Source organism: Sphingomonas cannabina, from assembly GCF_021391395.1.
In the GTDB taxonomy this organism is placed as follows: Bacteria; Pseudomonadota; Alphaproteobacteria; order Sphingomonadales; family Sphingomonadaceae; genus Sphingomonas; species Sphingomonas cannabina.
Genome location: NZ_CP090059.1, coordinates 2,348,657 through 2,368,147, shown reverse-complemented (window position 1 = coordinate 2,368,147; position 19,491 = coordinate 2,348,657). Strand labels below are relative to the sequence as shown.

Here is a 19,491-nt window from a genome sequence, read left to right as displayed (position 1 = left end):
CCGATGCACGTCGCTCCGCTCGCCGTCTCAATGGGCGATCCAGCCGGCGTCGGGCCGGAGATCATCGCCAAAGCCTGGGCTGCGCGCGAGCTGCATCGGCTGCCCCCCTTCTTTGCCGTCGGTGACGCGCGCGCGATCGAGGCGGTGTGGTCGGGACCGCTGCAGCGGATCGATTCGCCTGCCGACGCCGCCCGGGTGTTCGCCGAAGCCCTTCCCGTGATCTCGGTCGCCGACGCCGGCGAGATCACGCCGGGGCAGCCAGATGTCGAGGACGCCCGATGCGCGCTCGAATCGCTGGAGCTGGCGGTCGGCCTCACCCGTTCCGGCGCGGCGAGCGGACTGGTGACGGGGCCGGTCTCCAAGGCGCAGCTCTATCGCATCGGCTTCACCCATCCCGGCCAGACCGAATTCGTCGCCGAACGCTGCGGCATCGCCAAGCAGAATGCGGTGATGATGCTCGCCGGACCGACGCTGCGCGTTGTGCCGATCACCACCCACATCCCGCTCGCTGAGGTGGCGGACCATCTCTCGATCGAGCTGATCGTCGCCAAGGCGCAGGCGACCGCGCGCGGCCTCACCCGCAATTTCGGGATCGAACGCCCCCGCCTCGCCTTCGCCGGTTTCAATCCGCACGCGGGCGAAAGCGGCGCGATCGGCCGCGAGGAGATCGAGCTGATCGAGCCCGCGATCGCACGGCTGGTCGAGGAAGGGATCGACGCGGTCGGCCCGTTCGCCGCCGACAGCATGTTCCATGCCCGCGCGCGCGCCGGCTATGACGCGGCGATCTGCTGCTATCACGACCAGGCGCTGATCCCGCTGAAGGCGCTGCATTTCGACGAGGGCGTCAACATGACGCTGGGCCTGCCGATCGTGCGCACCTCGCCCGATCATGGCACCGCGTTCGGCATCGCCGGCCAGGACGTCGCCGAGCCGGGCGCGATGATCGCCGCGATCGCCCTCGCCGCCGAGGCCGCCGCCCGCCGCGCCGCCCAGCACCAGCCGGCTTGAGCGACCTCCCTCCCCTTCGCGAGGTCGTGGCGCGCTACGGCCTCAGCGCCAGCAAGGCGCTCGGACAGAATTTCCTGTTCGACGGTCAGCTCCTCGCGCGCATCGCCGCGGTGCCGGGCGACCTCGATGGACAGGAGGTGCTGGAGATCGGTCCCGGTCCGGGCGGCCTCACCCGGGCGCTGCTCGCCGCGGGCGCGCGCGTGACGGCCATCGAACGCGACCGCCGCTGCATCCCGGCACTCGCCGAGCTTTCCGAAGCCTATCCCGGCAAGCTTGAGGTGATCGAAGGCGACGCGCTGGAGATCGACGCGCCTACGCTATTCACGGACAAACCCCACATCGTCGCCAACCTGCCCTACAATGTCGGCACCGCGCTACTGGTCGATTGGTTGTCGGCCGACTGGCTGCCGTGGTGGCAGAGCTTGACGCTGATGTTCCAGAAGGAGGTCGCCGACCGCATCGTCGCCAAGGCCGGCGACGACGCCTACGGCCGGCTCGCTGTGCTTGCCCAGTGGCGCTCGGCCGCGCGGATCGCGATGCCGGTCCATCGCTCCGCCTTCACGCCGCCACCTAAGGTGATGTCGGCGGTCGTCCATATCGTGCCACGCGAGGCACCGGAGGCAGTTGCGCTCGGCAAGCTGGAAGCGCTCACCGGCGCCGCCTTCGGCCAGCGGCGCAAGATGCTCCGCCAGAGCCTGCGCGGCGTGCCGGGGGCGTTGGAAGCGCTGGAAAGGCTCGGCATCGATCCGACGCGGCGAGCCGAGACGGTCAGCGTCGACGAGTTCGTTTCACTGGCCCGTGCGCTGAGCTGACTCCGTTCGTCATCCCTGCGGAAGCCGGGATGACGGAATGGGGCGTCAGTTCTTCGCGACCGCGTCCGGCTTGACCGGCGTCGCCTGCGCTGCCGTCACGGGCGGGCCCTTGGCGATCGAGGCGGCCAGCGTCGTCGCATCCGGGCAAGCGCTCTTGGCGCACAGCTTGCGGATCTTGGCGAGGTTCTCCTTCGCCCGCTCGACCGCGCCCCGGGCGACCAGCGCCTCACCCTGGCCACGCAGCGCCGCGACATCGTTGGGCTCGAGCAGCAACGCCTCGCGGTAGAGGCGGATCGCCTTGCCGTCGAGCTTCTGCGCCCGCGCGATCTCGGCGAGAACGATGAAGCCCTGGCGGTTGCGCGGATCGACCGCGAGCGCGGTCTCGATCAGGTCGGTCGCGCCCTGCAGGTTGCCCGCCGCACGCGCCGCCTTGCCCTTTTCGAGCAGCGCCACCGAGCGCGGATCGATCTGATCGTCGGGCCGCTGGCCATGCAGCGCAGTCGAGACAGTGAGCAGGGTGAGGCCCAGCGCGGCCGCAACCGAGGTGTAACGCATGACGGACTCCCAGAGGGGCATTTGCCGAAAGGCTAGCACGGGCGAATCAGCCGCGCGACAAAAAAGCCGTCGGTTCCATCGTGGTGCGGGGTGAGTCGGAGACCGGCGCCGTGCTGCCGGCCGGCCGGAAGTGACGGCGGTTCTGCGGTCCAACCGGGATGGCGAGCGAGGAAGGCGTCGACTTGGCCTGCACCTTCTGCGTCGAGCAGCGAGCAGACGACATAGGTTAGCGCGCCGCCCGGCCGCACCAGCGCCGCACCGATATCGAGCACATGCGCCTGCGTTGTGGCGAACCGCTCGAGCCGGGCCGGAGACAGCCGCCAGCGCGCCTCCGGGTTGCGCCGCCACGTGCCCGTGCCCGAGCAGGGCGCATCCACCAGTACCACATCGGCGCCATCGACGAGATCGGCAAGTATCGCAACCTCCCGTCCTGGATCGAGCAGGCGGATCTCCGCGATGGTCACGCCGGCCCTCTCCGCCCGCGGCGGCAGCTTGGAGAGGCGCGCGCGATCGACGTCGCAGGCAACGATCCGCCCCTCGTTTCCCATTGCCGAAGCGAGCGCCAGCGTCTTGCCCCCGCCGCCTGCGCAAAGGTCCACCACGGTCATGCCGGGCTGGGCGTTCATGGCCAGCGTGACGAACTGACTACCGGCATCCTGGACCTCGATCCTGCCGGCGAAATCGTCCATGTTCGTACCCGCAGGCAGCCGGAGCCCATCGGGCAGCCCGGCAATGGCTTCACCGTCGGGAAGGTCGCCAGCGGGCCGCAGGCGATTGATCCGCACGTCGAGCGGCGCCCGCCCGACCTGCGCGGCTTGCTCTTCCTCGGCAATATCCGATGCTTCCAGCGCATCGCGTAGCCAAGCCGGTGCGATGCCGGCCTCCGCTAGCGGCTCGCCGGGCGTAATGGTCGGCGGGCCGTGCCTGGTTCCATCGAAGGTTGCAGCCACCTCCGGATCGCGGTCAGCCAGCAGCAGCATCGCCGCCCGCCCGCTCTCCGGCCGTTCGCCGCAGAGGCGGATCGCATTGTAGACGAGTGTCCGCACCGCGCGCCGATCCTTCGAGCCGGCATAGCGCCGCTCGGCGAAATAGCGCGCAATCAGCACGTCCGCCGCCGCCCCCGCGTCGCGCGCGGCGGCGATGATGAGGTCGAGCAGCTCGATCGCCGCCTGGGTGCGCGCGGCGGGAGTCATGCCGAAAAGCCCCTCCCCTTCAGGGGAGGGGTTGGGGTGGGGCTTATCCGCAGGCGACCCGGCTTGCCGCACTGCCCCACCCCCAACCCCTCCCCTGAAGGGGAGGGGCTTACGGATGCCTCAGCGCGTCGGATAATTGGGCGCCTCGCGCGTGATGGTGACATCGTGGACGTGGCTCTCGCGCAGGCCGGCGTTGGTGATGCGGACGAACTTCGCCCGCTGTTGCAGCTCAGCAATGGTCCGTGAGCCCGTGTAGCCCATCGCCGCCTTCACGCCGCCGACGAGCTGGTGGATGACATCACGTGCCGGGCCTTTGAACGGGACTTGGCCCTCGATACCCTCGGGCACGAGCTTGAGCTGGTCCTTGATGTCCTGCTGGAAATAACGGTCGGCCGATCCGCGCGCCATCGCACCGACCGAACCCATGCCGCGGTACGATTTATAGGCGCGACCCTGATAGAGGAAGGTCTCACCCGGCGCCTCCTCGGTGCCGGCGAGCAGCGATCCGATCATCACGCTGGACGCGCCCGCCGCCAGCGCCTTGGCGATGTCGCCCGAGGTGCGGATGCCGCCGTCGGCGATCACCGGAACGTCCGACTTGGCCGCTTCCTCGGCGGCGCTCATCACCGCCGTGAGCTGCGGCACACCCACGCCCGCGACCACGCGCGTCGTGCAGATCGAGCCCGGGCCGATGCCGACCTTCACCCCGTCCGCGCCCGCGTCGATCAGCGCGCGCGTCGCCTCGGCGGTGGCAACGTTGCCTGCCACCACCTGCACCCGGTTCGAGCGCGCCTTCACCCGCTCGACCGCGCGCGCGACGTCGCGGTTGTGGCCGTGCGCTGTGTCGATCACGATCAGGTCGACCTCGGCGTCGATCAGCGCCTCCGTGCGCTCGAAACCCTTGTCTCCGACCGTCGTCGCCGCAGCGACGCACAGGCGGCCGGCATCGTCCTTGGTCGCCTCGGGATAGAGCACCGCCTTCTCGATGTCCTTGACGGTGATCAGGCCGATACAGCGATAGTCGTCGTCGACCACCAGCAGCTTCTCGATGCGGCGCTGGTGGAGCAGGCGACGCGCCTCGTCCTGACTGACGCCCTCGCGCACCGTCGCAAGGTTGTCGCGCGTCATCAGCTCGCGCACCGGCTGGTTCCCGTCGCCGGCAAAGCGCACGTCGCGGTTGGTGAGGATGCCGACCAGCTTCCCGCCGGGTTCGGTCACCGGGATGCCGCTGATCCTGTGGCGCTCCATGATCGCCTGCGCTTCGCTGAGCGGCGCGTCGGGACGGATCGTGATCGGATTGACCACCATGCCGCTCTCGAACCGCTTGACCGCGGTCACGGCGGCGACCTGGTCCTCGATCGAGAGGTTGCGGTGGAGCACGCCGATACCGCCCAGCTGCGCCATCACGATCGCCATCGCGCCTTCGGTCACCGTGTCCATCGCCGAGGACAGGACCGGAATGTTGAGGCTCAGGTTGCGGCTGACGCGGGTGCGCGGGTCCGCCTGGCTCGGCAGCACCTCGGATTCGGCGGGCAGCAGCAGGACATCGTCGAAGGTGAGACCGAGGGGGATGTCCATAGGGCGCCAAATCCTGTCGAATCGAAGGTTGGCGGCCCATGTAAACGCAGCCACCCGGAAGCGCTAGGGGTGGGTCAGCGCTCCGCCCGCTCGATCAGCGCCCGCGCCTGTTCGACATGCATCGCCTCGATCATCCGGTCGCGGAAGCGTTCGGCTCCGCCGGTGGCCGCTTCGATCAGTGCACGAGCGTCGGCCAGCTCCTCGGCGGTGGGACCGAACGCCTCGACCGCGGTTGCGATCTGGTTAGGGTGGATCAGGCTCTTGCCGTCGAAGCCCATTGCCCTCCCCTCTCGGCATTCGGCGGCGAGCCCCTCAGGGTCGTCGAGCGCGTTGAACACGCCGTCGATCGCCCAGCCGGCGCTCGCCCGCGCGGCGAGGACGATGGTCTGGAGCGCCAGTGCAAGCCCCGCCCGCCCGCTCGGAATGCCGAGCGCGGCGCGCAGGTCGTTGACCCCGGCGATCAGCCCCGCCACGCCAGGCACCGCCGCGATCTCGGCGGCGGCGAGCACGCCGAGCGGCGTCTCGGTCATCGCCAGCAGCGGCTTGGCTGCGGCGGCGGCGATCCGGGCGGCGTCCTCCGCCGTCTCCACTTTGGGCGCCACCACGAAATCGGCGAGCGATCCTGCCACCGCCGCGAGATCGTCCTCATGCTCGGCCGTCTCGCCTCCGTTCACCCGAATAGCCGTGAGACGGGGGCCGAAACCCTCGGCCACCGCGGTAACGGCGGCCATGCGTGCGGCCGCCTTGTCCTCCGCCTTCACCGCGTCCTCGAGGTCGAGGATCACCATGTCGGCGGCGAGCCCGCGCGCCTTCGCGATCGCGCGCGGATTGGAGGCGGGCAGGAACAGCGCAGTGCGCGGCGCGAGGCGTCGGGATGTGCTCATGCCGGCGCTTATGCTACCGCTGGAGCGACGCCGCCAGCGGGAGTCGCCGGCGGCATGGGGGAGCGATCGCATGGAACTCACCGCCGCCGCCTTCATCCTGGCGCTGGTCGTCTTCTACCTCGCAGCGAGCATCAAGATCGTCCGGCAAGGCTATCAATACACGATCGAGCATTTCGGCCGCTTCACCAGCGTCGCGCCGCCGGGGTTCAACTTCTTCCCCGCCTTCTTCTACCGCGTCGGCCGCCGCGTGAACATGATGGAGCAGGTGATCGACATCCCGGGGCAGGAGATCATCACCAAGGACAATGCGATGATCTCGACCGACGGCGTCGTGTTTTTCCAGGTGCTCGACGCCGCCAAGGCCGCTTATGAGGTGTCGGACCTCTATGTCGCGCTGCTCCAGCTCACCACCACCAACCTGCGCACGGTGATGGGGTCGATGGACCTCGACGAGACGCTGTCGAAGCGCGACGAGATCAACGCTCGGCTGCTCTCGGTGGTCGATCACGCGACGACGCCGTGGGGCGTCAAGATCACCCGCGTTGAAATCAAGGACATCCGCCCACCCGCCGATATCGTCAACGCGATGGGCCGGCAGATGAAGGCCGAGCGCGAGAAGCGCGCCAACATCCTCGACGCCGAGGGCGCACGCGCTGCCGAAATCCTGCGCGCCGAGGGCCAGAAGCAGTCGCAGATCCTCGAGGCGGAGGGCCGCCGCGAGGCCGCGTTCCGCGACGCCGAAGCCCGCGAGCGCGCTGCCGAGGCCGAGGCCAAGGCTACCCAGCTCGTGTCCGAGGCGATCGAGGCGGGAAGCAGCCAGTCGCTCAACTATTTCATCGCGCAGAAATATGTCGAGGCGGTCAGCCAGTTCGCAACGTCGCCCAATGCCAAGACCATCTTGTTCCCGGTCGAGGCGACCCAGCTGATCGGCACGCTCGGCGGCATCGGCGAACTCGCCAAGGACGCGCTGGGCCAACTTCCCGCCAGGCCCCCCACCCCGCCCTCCTCGCGCAAGGGCCCGTTCGAGGAGCGGCAGGGCTGATCATGGCGGACTGGTTCGACCATCTCGGCGCCTGGTGGCTGATCCTGGCGGTGGTGCTCGGCATCGCGGAGATCGTCGCGCCGGGCGTGTTCCTGATCTTCTTCGCCGCCGCCGCGGCGATCATGGGCGTGCTCGCGATCATCTTTCCTGACATGCCGGTCGCAGTGCAGCTCGTCGGCTTCGCCGCCTGGGCATCGGTGGCGGTGCTGCTCGGGCGGCGCTTCTATCGCGAATACCCGGTCGAGACGGCCGATCCGCTGCTCAACGACCGCATGGCGCGGTTGATCGGCGAGACGGTGATCGTGACCGAGGCGATCGAGCATGGCCGCGGACGGGTGAGAGTCGCCGATGGCGAATGGCCCGCGCGGGGCCCTGATGCGCCGACCGGCACGCGCGTGCGCATCACCGGCGCCGACGGCACGTCATTGCGCGTCGAGCCGGTTCCCGCGATCGAAGGAAAGGCGGGATAGCGGCAGTCGCCGTCCCGCCCCTTTTCCGTCCTACTGCTTGTTGCCAAGCAGTCCGCCGAGCTGGCCCAGGATGTTGCCGATCCCGCCCTGCTCCTGCGCTTGCGCCGCCGCACCCTGCTCCCCCTCGCCCTGCTGGCCCAGGAGTCCGCCGAGCCCGCCGGCCAGCGAGCCGAGCACGCCGCTCTGCGTCAGGATGGTGGCATAATTGGCGAGTGATCCCTCGCCGCCGATATGGCCGATGATCTGGTTGAGGATGTCCGGCGACAGTCCGGTGGTGCCCTGCGCGACCTCGACGGTATCGCCCGGATCGGTATGCGCCTGCGCGAGCGCGCCAATCGCGGCGGCCGCGGCGTCCTGCGGAATGCCGACCTTCTGCGCCAGATCGGCGACATCGACATGCTGGCTGATTTGGGAAAGCAGTCCGTCAAGCATTGCCATTGCAGTCACTCCATGAACCCCCGGGATCATTACAATAGCATCATGACGCTTTGCGGACGAGCACCGGATGTCATCGATTCGTCGTGCAATCGAAATGAAATGCAGCCATCATTTTCCGTGCGCGGGGAAAACGGAGGAAGCTCATGGGCATTTTCTCGACAATCAAGAATGCGATCTGGGGACACAAGGCAGCGGCTCCCGCGCCGGCACCGCAGCCTCAGGCTGCACCGGCTGCCACCGCAGCAGCTCCGCAGCCCCAGCCAGCGCCCCAGCCAGTCGCAGTCGACATCGAGGCCGTGCTGACGCAGATGCAGGCCGAGAAAGGCACCCATTTCAACTGGCAGAGCTCGATCGTCGACCTGATGAAGCTGGTCGGCATGGATTCGAGCCTTGCCGAGCGCAAGGAGCTCGCGCAGGAGCTCGGCTACACCGGCGCGCTCGACGGCAGCGCCGAGATGAACATCTGGCTCCACAAGCGCGTGCTCAAGGAACTGGCCGCGAATGGCGGCAAAGTCCCTGCCGCGCTGCTCGACTAGGGCAGCGGCGCCAAGTCCGGCGCGACGAATCCGCGTCGCGCCGGCACCGAGAACAGCAGCTCGCGCGAATAGAAGCGGAGCGGCCAGTCGCGCCGCCCCATCGGGCTCGCCAGCAGCGCATTGACCCTGGCGGCGAGCGCCCGCTCGCCCGTCTCGCGCAAGAACAGCCGCACGCCCGCGACGAACGCGCGGGTGATGCTGTCGTGATAGCCCTGGCTGTCGTCGTTCACTCCGCCGACGCTTTCGTTGTAGCGGCGGATGACCCCCGCGATCTCGGCGTCGACGTCGATGTCGGGACGTTCGGTCAGCAGCCACAGGCAGGCGCCAAGATGCGCCTCGTGCGTCCACTCCCCACGCGGCAACTTACATGCCAGCAGCCCCTCGCCAACGTGGCGGACGGCAGCATCGTCGGCGAAGGGGCGGAAGGGAAGCTCGGTCATCGTCTCGGGTCTCTCTTGGCAGGGAGGCCCGATCGGATGACCGGGCCGGTCAGGCGGCGACGGCCGCCCGGCTGATTTGGGGCGCCGCTTGCAGCACCCCCTCGTCGACATGGTCCGCGAACTGGGCGAAGTTCTCGACGAACTGCTCGACCAGCCGCGCGGCGGTGGTATCGTAGTCGGCCTTGTCGGCCCAGGTCTCGCGCGGGTCGAGGATCGTCGGATCGACGCCCGGCACCGCCACCGGCACCGCAAAGCCGAAGTTCTGGTCCTGGCGGAATGCTGCGTCCTTGAGCGACCCATCCAGCGCGGCGTTGAGCAGCGCGCGCGTTACCTTGATCGGCATCCGCCGGCCAGTGCCATACTTGCCGCCGGTCCAGCCGGTGTTGACCAGCCAGCAATCGACCCCGCCCTTGGCGATCCGCTCCTTGAGGAGATTGCCGTAGACTGACGGATGCCGGGGCATGAACGGCGCACCGAAACAGGTCGAGAAGGTTGCCTCCGGCTCGGTCACCCCGATCTCGGTGCCGGCGACGCGTGCGGTGTAGCCCGACAGGAAGTGATACATCGCCTGGTCGGGCGTCAGCTTGGCGATCGGCGGCAGCACGCCATAGGCATCCGCGGTCAGGAACACGATGTTGCGCGGCACCGGTCCCAGGTTCTTCGCGCTGGCATTGGGGATGAAGTCGATCGGATAAGCGGCACGGCTATTCTCGGCGAGCGTGTTGTCGTCGAGGTCGAGCGCACGCGTCTCCGCGTCCATCACCACATTCTCGAGCACCGTGCCGAAGCGCCGGGTGGTCGCGTAGATTTCGGGTTCCGCCTCGGGCGAGAGGCGGATCATCTTGGCGTAGCAACCGCCTTCGAAGTTGAAGACCGCCTCGTCCGACCAGCCGTGCTCGTCATCGCCGATCAGCGTGCGCGAGGCGTCAGCCGACAGCGTGGTCTTGCCGGTGCCCGACAGGCCGAAGAACACCGCGGTATCGCCATCCGGCCCGATATTGGCCGAACAGTGCATCGGCATGACGCCCTGGGTCGGCAGCAGATAGTTGAGCAGCCCGAATACCGACTTCTTCATCTCGCCGGCATAGGCGGTGCCGCCGATCAGGATCAGCTTCTCGGTGAAGCTCACTGCAATCACCGTTTCGCTTCGGCAGCCATGCCGCGCGGGATCGGCGCGGAAGCTCGGCAGATCGATGATCGTGTATTCGGGCTCGAAGCTGGCGAGCTCCTCCGCCTCCGGCCGCACCAGCATCGTGCGGATGAACAGATTGTGCCAGGCGAGCTCGTTGATCACGCGGACGTGGACGCGATACCCGGGCTGCGAACCGCCGTAGAGATCCTGGACGAACAACGTGTCCTTGCCCTTCAGCACCGCGAAGAAATCCGCCTTCAGATTGGCGAATGCGGCCGGGTCCATCGGCTGGTTGGTCTTGCCCCACCAGATCGTGTCCTGGGTCATGGCGTCGCGGACGGTGAACTTGTCCCGCGCCGAGCGCCCGGTGTGGCGGCCGGTGGCGACCACCAGCGGGCCGTCCTTGGCGAGCCGGCCTTCGCCACGGCAGAGCGCGTGCTCGACGAGCGGAGCGGTGACGAGATTCCAATGGATGGTGGCGCCGGTCTCGATTCCAAGCCGATCGAGCCCGATACGCGGCGTGCGCTCGGTCAATTTCAGTCTCCTCAACGGCGCTTTCTCGCGGAAAGCGCCTTCCTGTGTTCTTTTATGTCTCGGCGCATATCGGGCACGCCGCGCCGGGTCAAACCGCTGCCGGTTGAGACGTGCACGACTTTGGACTAGCCCTGACGGCCATGACGGCAACCATCGCGCTGGTCGACGACGATCGCAACATCCTCACCTCGGTCTCGATTGCGCTTCAGGCCGAGGGCTTCCTCACCCGCGTCTATTCGGACGGCGAAACGGCGTTGAAAGCGCTGGTGGACAATCCCCCGGATCTCGCGGTGCTCGACATCAAGATGCCGCGGATGGACGGACTCGAGCTGCTGCGGCGCCTGCGCGAGAAGAGCGCGGTGCCGGTGATCTTCCTCACCAGCAAGGACGACGAGCTCGACGAAGCGCTCGGCCTGGCGATGGGCGCGGACGATTATATCGCCAAGCCGTTCAGCCAGCGGCTGCTCATCGCCCGCATCCGCGCGATCCTGCGTCGGACCGAGGCAGCCGGTGGTGGCGGGAGCGAGGGAGAGGCAGAGCTGCCGCCGGCGATCGAACGCGGGCGGCTGACGATGGACCCGGCGCGCCACCGCGTCCTTTGGGACGGCAAGCCCGTCACCCTCACCGTCACCGAGTTCATGATCCTGGAGACTCTGGCGCAGCGCCCCGGCATCGTGAAGACCCGTAACCAGCTGATGGATGCCGCCTATCACGACGACATCTACGTCGACGACCGCACCATCGACAGCCACATCAAACGCGTCCGCCGCAAGTTCCGTGAGGTCGATCCCGATTTCGACTCGATCGAGACGCTCTACGGCGCGGGCTATCGTTTCGCCGAGGAGTGATGGCGGCCGACAGGGCCCACTCCGGCGCCCATCCCGGTGAACGCGATCTCGCCCTGTCGTGGTCGGCGCGGGTCTCGCTCACGCCGCGCATCCTGGCGGTCAACATCTTCGCGCTGGCGCTGCTGGCAGGCGGGTTCTTCTACCTCGATTCCTACCGCAGCCGCATTCTCGACAGCCGCCTGGCCCAGGCGAGCCGCGAGGCGCGGCTGATGGCTGACGCGCTCGCCGCCGCTCCACCGCAGCATCGCGACAAGCTGGTGCTCACCTTCGCGCGCGACACCGGCACGCGGGTCCGCCTCTATGATTCGCGGGGCAAGGTCATCGCCGACACCCGCGAGATGGGATCGCGCAATGCCATCCTCGTCGATCCCGACAAGGAAGGATGGCAGCAGGACGCGGCCCGATTCCTCGATGCAGTGATCGACACCGTCGTCGGCGCCCAGCGCGCGCCCTTGTTCCGCGAGCGGCGGGGCGACCGTGGCCTCGAATGGCCCGACGTCCAGGCGGCACGCGATCCTGCGATCACCCACGCCAGCGTCTGGCGTGCGCCCGATCGCACGCCGGTGATCACCGCCGCGGCCAGCTATGGCGACGGCACCGTCTTCACCGTCAACAACGCCCGCGACGTGACGCAGACGGTCCGCGTCGAGCGATTCCGCCTCAGCGTCGTGCTGGCGATCGTCTCCGCGGTCTCGATCCTGCTTTCGCTGTTCCTCGCCCGTACGATCGTACGGCCTCTGCGCCGGCTCGCCCGCGCGGCGGTCCGCGTGCGGCTGGGACGCGCACGCGAGGTGGTGGTGCCCCGCCTTCCCTCCCGCCGTGACGAGATCGGCCTGCTCGCCCGCGCGCTGTCGGACATGAGCGGGGCGTTGCGCCATCGCATCGACGCCACCGAAGCCTTCGCCGCCGACGTGACCCACGAGCTCAAGAACCCGCTCGCCTCGCTGCGTTCGGCGGTCGACAGCATCGCCAACGTCCGCGATCCCGAGCTCCAGGGCCAGCTGATCGCGGTGATCCGCGACGACGTCCACCGTCTCGATCGCCTGATCACCGACATTTCCGAGGCCTCACGCCTCGATGCCCAGCTCAGCCGCGCCAAGTTCGAGCCGGTCGACGCCGGCACGATGATCGACGCCCTGCTGGTCCAGCGCCGCGAGCGCGGGGTCGAGCGGCGCGTGCGCATCCGCTTCGACCGGCCCTCGGCCGAGCCACTCCTTGTGCTCGGCGAGGGCTCGCGGCTGGAGCGGGTGTTCGAGAATCTGATCGACAACGCCCTGTCCTTCTCCCCCGACGGCGGCCTGATCACCATCGCCGCGCGCAAGGACGGCGGCGAGCTCGAGGTTCGCGTCGAAGACGAAGGGCCGGGCGTTCCCGAGAACGAGCGCGAATCGATCTTCCGTCGCTTCCATTCGGTCCGGCCGCATGACGAGGCGTTCGGCAAGCATTCCGGACTGGGCCTCGCGATTGCGCGGACCATCGTCGAAGGGCATGGAGGCCAGATCATGGTCGAATCGCGCGAGGATCGATTGAGCGGCGCCCGTTTCGTCGTCCGTCTGCCGCTGGCGGGCGAGGTCTGATGACCGAGCTTTCGTCGGAAACCATCCACGCGAGCTGCGTCGCGATCGGCGACGTCGCCGTGCTGATCGAAGGCAAGTCGGGCGCCGGCAAGTCCGACCTCGCGCTTCGCCTGATCGACCGCGGTGCGCGGCTGGTGAGTGATGACTATACGATCCTCGTGCGGCGGAGGGGCACGCTTTTCGCCCACCCTCCCGCCAATCTTGCCGGCAAGATGGAGGTACGGGGGATCGGCATCGTCGAGATGGATCATGTCGAGGACGTGCCGGTCAGCCTGATCGTCGCGATCGAGGAGGAGCCGCCGCGGATGCCGCCGGACGAACGCAAGCGCCGCTTCGCCGGCGTCGAGCTGCGCGAGATTGCCCTGCCCTCGCTCGAACCGTCCTCGGCAATCAAGGTCGAGCTGGCGCTGAAGCAACGGCTCGATCCGCGATGAACCATACGCCCAAGGCCATCCTGCTCGTCACCGGCATGTCCGGCGCCGGTAAGTCGACCGTGCTGCGCACGCTCGAGGATCTCGGCTGGGAAACGGTCGACAACCTGCCGCTGCGTCTGCTCGACAGGCTATTGGCCACCGCCCTGCCTGCCGGCGAGCACGACAACCGCCCGCTCGCGGTCGGCTTCGGCGCGCAGACGCGGGGATTCGACGGCGAGCGCATCGTCCAGAACATCAAACGGCTGCAGGATACCGGCGACTACGAGATCGGCACGCTGTTCCTCGATTGCGCAGGGGCCGAGCTCGAACGTCGCTACTCGGAAACGCGGCGCCGCCATCCGCTCGCGACCGATCGCCCGGCAAGCGACGGCATCGCCCGCGAGCGCGAGCTGCTCACGCCACTCCGCCGCTGGGCCAACCGCGTGATCGACACCACCAACGTCGGCACCAACGAGCTCCAGCAGATGATCCGCCGCGACTTCGGCGGCCGCGGTCTCGGCGAGCCGGTGCTGTCGGTAATGTCGTTCGGCTATGCCCGCGGGCTGCCGCGCAACGCCGACCTCGTCTTCGACATGCGCTTCCTGCGCAATCCGCACTGGGTTGAGGAGCTGCGCCCGGGCACCGGGCTCGATCAGGCGGTCGCGGATTATATCGCCGGCGATCCGGCCTATGCGGACGCCGTTCCGGCGATCGAGGACTTGCTGCTGCTCCTCCTCCCGCGCTATCGGGCCGAGGGGAAATCCTATGTCACCATCGGGATCGGCTGTACCGGGGGGAGACATCGCTCGGTCCATGTCGCCGAGCGGATCGCGGCAAGGTTGCGCGAGGCGGGTTTTTCGCCCACGGTGACCCACCGCGATCTCGGAACCGCGCCGCAGGACTCGCTTGAAGATCGACCCGTACCTAGATGACACCGAACGGAGACAATGACCGCATGATCGGCCTCGTTCTGGTGACTCACGGGCGACTCGCCGTGGAGTTCGTGACGGCGATGGAGCATGTCATCGGCAAGCAGGCGGCTGTCGCCTCGATCTGCATCGGGCCCGAGGACGACATGGAAGCGCGCCGCGCCGACATCGCCAAGGCGATCGCCAAGGTCGACGACGGCAGCGGCGTGATCGTGCTGACCGACCTGTTCGGCGGCACACCCTCCAACCTCGCTATCTCGCTGATGGTGCCGGGCCGGGTCGAGGTGATCGCCGGCATCAACCTGCCGATGCTGATCCGCCTGGGCGGCGCGCGCAAGGCGATGAAGGTGGCCGAGGCCGTCGCCGCCGCGCGGGATGCCGGGCGCAAATATATTTCCGTCGCATCGGAAGTGTTGGGAGAGGCCGCAGCTTGAAGGTCAGCCGGACCGTCCGCATCGTCAACCGCCGCGGCCTCCATGCGCGCGCCAGCGCCAAGTTCGTCACCCTAGCATCCTCGCAGCCGATCGAGATCCTGGTCCAGAAGGATGGATCGAGCGTCACCGGCACCTCGATTATGGGGCTGATGATGCTGGGCGCGGCGATGGGCGACGAGATCACCATCAGCGCCACCGGCGACAACGCCGAAGCCGCCGTCACCGCGCTCGCCGAGCTGGTGGAGCAGCGGTTCGGGGAGGATTGAGACGATACCGTCATCCCGGCGAAAGCCGGAATCTCCCGCCACATGCTGTTCGCTTACCGCACGAGACCCCGGCTTCCGCCGGGGTGACGGGTCGGCTAACGCTCGGCCATGCCCCGCGAGATCACCGCTTTCTCCAATCCCCTCGTCAAGCGCGTCCGCAACCTGCGCGACAAGCGGCATCGGCGCGAAGAAGGCCGTTTCCTCGCCGAGGGGCTGCGTATCCTCACCGAGGCGCGTGAGGCGGGGCGGCTGCCCGAGCATCTCTTCTTCGCCGACGACGGCCATTCGCTCGTCCAGGCACTGATCGCCGCCACCGAAGCCGCCGGCGGCGAGGCGATCGCGACCACGCCCGACATCCTCTCCAAGCTCTCGGGCAAGGACAATCCCGGCGCGGTGATCGGCGTCTATCCCGAATTCGCGACATCGCTCGATGCGCTCGACCGCACCGCCGCCCCGATCTGGCTGGTCGCCGAGCGGCTCCGCGATCCCGGCAATCTCGGTACGATCCTGCGCACCGGCGACGCGGTCGCGGCGGGCGGGCTGATCCTGCTCGACGAATGCGTCGATCCCTTCTCGGTCGAGGCGGTGCGCGCCAGCATGGGCGCGCTCTTCACGGTGCCCGTCGCCCGTGCCTCGTGGGACGAGTTCCGCGCCTGGCTCCGCTCGGGCCCCGGCCAGCTCGTCGGCCTGAGCCTCGACACCAGCAACGACTATCGCAGAGCGCGCTACCGGGCGCCGACCTTCCTCCTCACCGGCAACGAGGCGCAGGGCATGCCTGACCACATGGCGGCCGAGTGCGACCTGCTGGTCAAGATCCCGATGCTCGGCAAGGCCGACAGCCTTAACGCCGCGGTCGCGACCGCGGTGATGGCTTATGAGGTGCTGGCGCGGGTGCGCGGCTAGAAATTCTGTGCTCCTGCGAAAGCAGGCCGCCAGCGCGATACCCGTGGCCAGGGCTCCTGCCTTCGCAGGAGCACGAGATGGACGGTTTCGTGGCTGCCCGAGATGAACGAGGGAGCCAGCGCAGGTTCACGATCGTTACGCCAGCGAGACGGGTGAAGGAGCGACGCCATGAAGACCCTGCTGCTGCTTGCCGGAACCACGCTGTTCGTCACCCCCGCGCTCGCCGAAGATCGCGCCGCCGCCTATCGTGCGGCCGGCACCGAGCCGTTCTGGTCGCTGACCATCGACCGGACCACGATCACCTACCGACCGATCGAGGGCCGTCCCGTCACCGTCCGCAAACCGCGCCCGATCGTGGGCATCAACGGCGAACTCTACCGCACGCGCACGCTGACGGTCGACATCACCCATGTCCAATGCAGCGACGGCATGAGCGATCGGCGCTATGCCGACACGGTCCGCGTGACGATCGGCCGCCGCACGCTGAACGGCTGCGGCGGCGAGATCGTGAGCGAAAACAGCAACCTCGCCGGCACGCGCTGGTCGATCGCCGCGATCGACGGACGGCCGGTCCGGCTGGAGCCTCGCGTCAACCAGATCCGCTTCACCACCGACCGCATCGAAGGCCGCGCCGGCTGCAACAGCCTCGGCGGCACCTACCGCCTCACGCGCGACGGACTATTGAGACCCGGCCCGATCATGGCGACGCAGATGGCCTGCCCTAGCCCCGTGATGAAGGTCGAATCCCACGTCCTCGCGGTGCTGGCCTCGCCCGCGCGGCTGCGCTGGGGCCGCGACACGCTGACGCTCGCCAACAAGGCGGGCAGCGTCACTCTGCGGCGCGCACGCTAGGTTCCTCGTCCCCTTCCTCATCGGCGGCCGGCAACAGCGCGACGTCGCCGACGGTAGGCTTGGCGAGCGCGTCGACCGTCTCGACATTCTCGATCTCGCGCGCACCGGTGCCGACGCTGAGATCGCGGAAGCGCCGCGCCGAGACGAGCACGCGCCCCTCGAAGCTGGCGACGAACTTGTTGTAGTTGTCGACCGCCGAATTGAGCCCGCCGCCGACGCGCCTGAGGTGCGTCGCCGCCACCGCCAGCCGCTCGTGCAGCTCCTTGCCGAGCGCGTCGACCGCCCGCGCCTCCTCGACCAGCTTCTCCTGCCGCCAGATATTGGCGACGGTGCGCGCGATCGCGACGAGGTTGGTCGGCGTCGCCAGCAGCACCTTGCGCTCGATCGCCCATTCCCACAGCTGCGGGTCCTGCTCGAGCGCGGCGAACAGGAAATGCTCGCCGGGGATGTACATCACGACATAGTCGGCCGTGTCGCCGAACTTGTCCCAATAGCTTTTGGAGCCGAGCTGCTGGGCATGGTTGCGCACCGAGGCGGCATGAGCGCGGAGCGCCGCATTCCGCGTCTCGTCGTCGATCGCGTCGCTCGCGTCGAGGAAGGCGTTGAGCGAGCATTTGGCGTCGACCACCAGCCGCCGCCCGCCCGGCATCCGTACGACCACGTCGGGCCGGAGCACGCCGTCGTCGCTGTTGACCACCACTTCCTGCTCGAAATCGGCGAAGGGCGAGAGGCCCGCCTGCTCCAGTACGTTCCGCAGCGACTGCTCGCCCCAGCGGCCCCGCGCCTTGGGGCTGGTACGCAATGCATTGACGAGGCGCGCCGTTTCCTCACGCACCTGGCCCTGTCCCGCGCGCACTTGCTCCACCGCCTCGCGCAGGCCGGCATAGCTGTCGATCCGATCGCGTTCGACCTTGGCGAGCCCCTCCTCGTAACGCTTCAACGTGGTCTCAACAGGTGCCAGCAAAGCTTTGATCTTGGCCTCATTTGCTTCACCAGCCTGGCCAAACCGCTCGTCCGCGCGCTTGAGAAAGTTCGCCTGCGCCTCGCTCAACATCGTCTGCGCGGTCTCGCGGAACTGGCCGACCATCGCCTCGCGCGCCGCCTTGAACTCGGCGAGCCGGTCCTCGAAGGCGCTCGCCTTGGTCTTGAGCTCCATCAGCTCGAGCCGGGCGATGTCGCGCTCGCGCGTCGTGATCTCCAGCGCCTCGCGCAGCTCGGGCATCTCGCGCACCCGCTCGGAGGCGACAGCGAGGTCGGCGATCGCCGCCTTGAAGTCGGCTTCGCGCATGTCGCGCTCCGCCCGCGCCTGGGCGGCGCCGCGATTGCCGAGGAACCAACCGAGCGCCACGCCGACGGCCAGGGCAACCAGGATCAACAGGACGGCGGTGGTGCTCATCATATCTCGCGCAAATCGGAACAGAGGGCGAACCTATCCGCCCACCGCCGGATCGACAAGCGGAACGTCATGTCGCCGGCGGAGTTTGCGACGGCATGAGATCGGTCGTCGCCCTGCCGCTATCCTGCCTGGCCATCGCGTGTTCGCCTTCCGCAAGCGACAATGCGGCCGACGCAGCCACCAATGCGGTAGTCGCGACGGTGCCCCCTCTCTCGCCAGCAAGCCCGGCGCCACAATCCAACGCGACACCCGCTATTTCTCCGGCGAAACCCGGTACCAGCCTCCCGCCGGCGAGCACGGAGTTCCGCTATGTCGGAACCTGGGCGGCGAAGCCCGAGCTTTGCCGCTCGGGTGCATGGACATTCGCCCAGCGTCATCTCGCCACCGCAGGCGAGGTCTCCTGCGACTTCGACGACGTCGAAACCGTTCCCGGCGGCTACGACATCGCGGCGACCTGCTATGCCGAGGCACCGGCCGCCAAGGACCGGATCACGCTCCGCTTCGCCGAATCCGCCAAGGCGATGATGGTCGAAGCGAAAAGCTTCCAGCCGATCGGCCTGATCTACTGCGGCACCTGACCCGTCGAAAGGACCTGCTCCTGCGAAGGCAAGAGCGCCGGCCCCAAACGATGTAGCCATGATCCAAAGCTCCTGTCTCCGCAGGAGCTCAGGCGGGGACCGGCTCTACGCCGCCGCCTTGCGTGCCTTCGCCAACTTCTTGACGATCATGTCGCGCTTGAGCCGCGAGATGTGATCGATGAACAGCACGCCGTTCAGATGGTCGATCTCGTGCTGGATGCAGGTCGCCATCAACCCGTCGAACTCCTCCTCATGGGAGGCCCCGTCGCGATCGAGCCACTTCACCCTGCAACGCGCGGGACGCTCGACCTCGGCATATTGCTCGGGAATTGAAAGACAGCCTTCGTTGTAGGTCGCGGTTTCCTCGCTGGTCCAGGTGAGCTCCGGGTTCACGAACACCTTGGGATCGCGCACCGGCTCGCCCTCGGGCTCCTCCGGCTCCTGCAGGTCGATCACCACCACGCGCTGGAGCACGCCGACCTGCGTCGCGGCGAGGCCGATGCCGCGCGCGTCGTACATCGTCTCGAACATATCGTCGATCAGGGCGCGCGTCTCGTCGGTGATCGCCGCGACCGGCGCGGCCATTTCGCGCAGGCCCGGATGGGGAATCTCGAGGATCGTCATTACCGTCATGCGGCCGAGCTAAGCCTCCCGCCCATGAGCGTCAAGCGAG

Annotated in this window: 23 protein-coding genes; 14 read left to right on the top strand and 9 right to left on the bottom strand. The window is 68.2% G+C overall.

The genetic code is table 11. The annotated features are described in order from the left end of the window. The first annotated feature begins 3 nt into the window (after positions 1-3). Together pdxA and rsmA are read left to right on the top strand one after the other, a co-directional pair. Positions 4-1,008 (top strand): 4-hydroxythreonine-4-phosphate dehydrogenase PdxA, encoded by a 1,005-nt coding sequence (gene pdxA, locus LZK98_RS11155; RefSeq protein ID WP_233782381.1) that lies wholly within the window; start codon positions 4-6, stop codon positions 1,006-1,008. Next, the gene (gene rsmA / locus LZK98_RS11150; RefSeq protein WP_233782380.1) at positions 1,005-1,820 is read left to right on the top strand and encodes a 16S rRNA (adenine(1518)-N(6)/adenine(1519)-N(6))-dimethyltransferase RsmA; all 816 of its coding nucleotides are present in this window, start codon (positions 1,005-1,007) and stop codon (positions 1,818-1,820) included. Before pdxA ends, rsmA begins: the two co-directional genes overlap by 4 nt. Positions 1,821-1,865: 45 nt before the next feature. Here the strand turns inward: rsmA and LZK98_RS11145 are convergent, their stop codons facing one another. The 4 genes from LZK98_RS11145 to LZK98_RS11130 all read right to left on the bottom strand — a co-directional run bounded on the left by LZK98_RS11145 (position 1,866) and on the right by LZK98_RS11130 (position 6,030). Beyond that, complete coding sequence (locus LZK98_RS11145) at positions 1,866-2,375, bottom strand: tetratricopeptide repeat protein (RefSeq protein ID WP_233782378.1); 510 nt, start codon at positions 2,373-2,375, stop codon at positions 1,866-1,868. 32 nt (positions 2,376-2,407) lie between these two features. Continuing rightward, the gene (locus LZK98_RS11140) at positions 2,408-3,568 is read right to left on the bottom strand and encodes an RsmB/NOP family class I SAM-dependent RNA methyltransferase (RefSeq protein WP_233782377.1); all 1,161 of its coding nucleotides are present in this window, start codon (positions 3,566-3,568) and stop codon (positions 2,408-2,410) included. Positions 3,569-3,688: 120 nt separating this feature from the next. Then, positions 3,689-5,146 (bottom strand): IMP dehydrogenase, encoded by a 1,458-nt coding sequence (guaB, locus tag LZK98_RS11135; protein WP_233782373.1) that lies wholly within the window; start codon positions 5,144-5,146, stop codon positions 3,689-3,691. A gap of 74 nt (positions 5,147-5,220) precedes the next feature. Continuing rightward, positions 5,221-6,030, bottom strand: coding sequence for an HpcH/HpaI aldolase/citrate lyase family protein (locus LZK98_RS11130; protein ID WP_233782369.1), 810 nt, complete (start codon positions 6,028-6,030; stop codon positions 5,221-5,223). A gap of 70 nt (positions 6,031-6,100) precedes the next feature. On the opposite strand from LZK98_RS11130, the gene LZK98_RS11125 reads away from it, so the two are divergent. Both LZK98_RS11125 and LZK98_RS11120 read left to right on the top strand, forming a co-directional pair. Further along, on the top strand, positions 6,101-7,072 hold the full coding sequence (locus LZK98_RS11125; protein ID WP_233782366.1) for an SPFH domain-containing protein: 972 nt from the start codon (positions 6,101-6,103) through the stop codon (positions 7,070-7,072). A 2-nt stretch (positions 7,073-7,074) separates the two neighbouring features. Next, a complete protein-coding gene (locus LZK98_RS11120) occupies positions 7,075-7,542 on the top strand; it encodes an NfeD family protein (protein WP_233782365.1) in 468 nt (155 codons plus the stop codon). A 30-nt stretch (positions 7,543-7,572) separates the two neighbouring features. On the opposite strand, the gene LZK98_RS11115 is transcribed toward LZK98_RS11120, so the two are convergent. After that, on the bottom strand, positions 7,573-7,980 hold the full coding sequence (locus tag LZK98_RS11115; protein WP_233782364.1) for a hypothetical protein: 408 nt from the start codon (positions 7,978-7,980) through the stop codon (positions 7,573-7,575). 143 nt (positions 7,981-8,123) lie between these two features. Here LZK98_RS11115 and LZK98_RS11110 point away from each other — a divergent pair, with 143 nt between their 5' ends. Then, entirely contained in the window at positions 8,124-8,516 is a 393-nt protein-coding gene (locus LZK98_RS11110; RefSeq protein ID WP_233782363.1) for a DUF3597 domain-containing protein, read from the top strand. On the opposite strand, the gene LZK98_RS11105 is transcribed toward LZK98_RS11110, so the two are convergent. Together LZK98_RS11105 and LZK98_RS11100 are read right to left on the bottom strand one after the other, a co-directional pair. Beyond that, entirely contained in the window at positions 8,513-8,956 is a 444-nt protein-coding gene (locus LZK98_RS11105; protein WP_233782362.1) for a hypothetical protein, read from the bottom strand. The genes LZK98_RS11110 and LZK98_RS11105 overlap by 4 nt on opposite strands. 49 nt (positions 8,957-9,005) lie before the next feature. Further along, entirely contained in the window at positions 9,006-10,622 is a 1,617-nt protein-coding gene (locus LZK98_RS11100) for a phosphoenolpyruvate carboxykinase (RefSeq protein ID WP_233782361.1), read from the bottom strand. A gap of 140 nt (positions 10,623-10,762) precedes the next feature. Here LZK98_RS11100 and LZK98_RS11095 point away from each other — a divergent pair, with 140 nt between their 5' ends. From LZK98_RS11095 to LZK98_RS11060, 8 genes are all read left to right on the top strand, one after another. Further along, a complete protein-coding gene (locus LZK98_RS11095) occupies positions 10,763-11,470 on the top strand; it encodes a response regulator transcription factor (protein WP_233782360.1) in 708 nt (235 codons plus the stop codon). Then, a complete protein-coding gene (locus LZK98_RS11090; RefSeq protein ID WP_233782359.1) occupies positions 11,470-13,047 on the top strand; it encodes a sensor histidine kinase in 1,578 nt (525 codons plus the stop codon). The genes LZK98_RS11095 and LZK98_RS11090 overlap by 1 nt, the downstream gene beginning before the upstream one ends. Then, positions 13,044-13,481 carry an HPr kinase/phosphorylase gene (locus LZK98_RS11085; RefSeq protein WP_233786567.1) on the top strand — a complete coding sequence of 146 codons (438 nt, stop codon included), beginning with the start codon at positions 13,044-13,046 and terminating at the stop codon, positions 13,479-13,481. Before LZK98_RS11090 ends, LZK98_RS11085 begins: the two co-directional genes overlap by 4 nt. Further along, a complete protein-coding gene (gene rapZ / locus LZK98_RS11080) occupies positions 13,478-14,392 on the top strand; it encodes an RNase adapter RapZ (protein ID WP_233782358.1) in 915 nt (304 codons plus the stop codon). Before LZK98_RS11085 ends, rapZ begins: the two co-directional genes overlap by 4 nt. A gap of 23 nt (positions 14,393-14,415) precedes the next feature. Then, positions 14,416-14,823 (top strand): PTS sugar transporter subunit IIA, encoded by a 408-nt coding sequence (locus LZK98_RS11075; RefSeq protein WP_233782357.1) that lies wholly within the window; start codon positions 14,416-14,418, stop codon positions 14,821-14,823. Next, on the top strand, positions 14,820-15,089 hold the full coding sequence (locus LZK98_RS11070; protein ID WP_233782356.1) for an HPr family phosphocarrier protein: 270 nt from the start codon (positions 14,820-14,822) through the stop codon (positions 15,087-15,089). The genes LZK98_RS11075 and LZK98_RS11070 overlap by 4 nt, the downstream gene beginning before the upstream one ends. A 108-nt stretch (positions 15,090-15,197) precedes the next feature. Beyond that, on the top strand, positions 15,198-15,992 hold the full coding sequence (locus LZK98_RS11065; RefSeq protein WP_233782355.1) for a TrmH family RNA methyltransferase: 795 nt from the start codon (positions 15,198-15,200) through the stop codon (positions 15,990-15,992). A 168-nt stretch (positions 15,993-16,160) separates the two neighbouring features. Then, complete coding sequence (locus LZK98_RS11060; RefSeq protein WP_233782354.1) at positions 16,161-16,844, top strand: META domain-containing protein; 684 nt, start codon at positions 16,161-16,163, stop codon at positions 16,842-16,844. Here LZK98_RS11060 and rmuC read toward each other — a convergent pair. Continuing rightward, complete coding sequence (gene rmuC / locus LZK98_RS11055; RefSeq protein WP_233782353.1) at positions 16,822-18,240, bottom strand: DNA recombination protein RmuC; 1,419 nt, start codon at positions 18,238-18,240, stop codon at positions 16,822-16,824. The two genes, LZK98_RS11060 and rmuC, sit on opposite strands and share 23 nt — an antisense overlap. A 95-nt stretch (positions 18,241-18,335) precedes the next feature. Here rmuC and LZK98_RS11050 point away from each other — a divergent pair, with 95 nt between their 5' ends. Beyond that, positions 18,336-18,818, top strand: coding sequence for a hypothetical protein (locus LZK98_RS11050; RefSeq protein ID WP_233782352.1), 483 nt, complete (start codon positions 18,336-18,338; stop codon positions 18,816-18,818). Between the two features lie 105 nt (positions 18,819-18,923). On the opposite strand, the gene def is transcribed toward LZK98_RS11050, so the two are convergent. Continuing rightward, the gene (gene def / locus LZK98_RS11045) at positions 18,924-19,451 is read right to left on the bottom strand and encodes a peptide deformylase (RefSeq protein WP_233782351.1); all 528 of its coding nucleotides are present in this window, start codon (positions 19,449-19,451) and stop codon (positions 18,924-18,926) included. Positions 19,452-19,491: the final 40 nt, after the last annotated feature.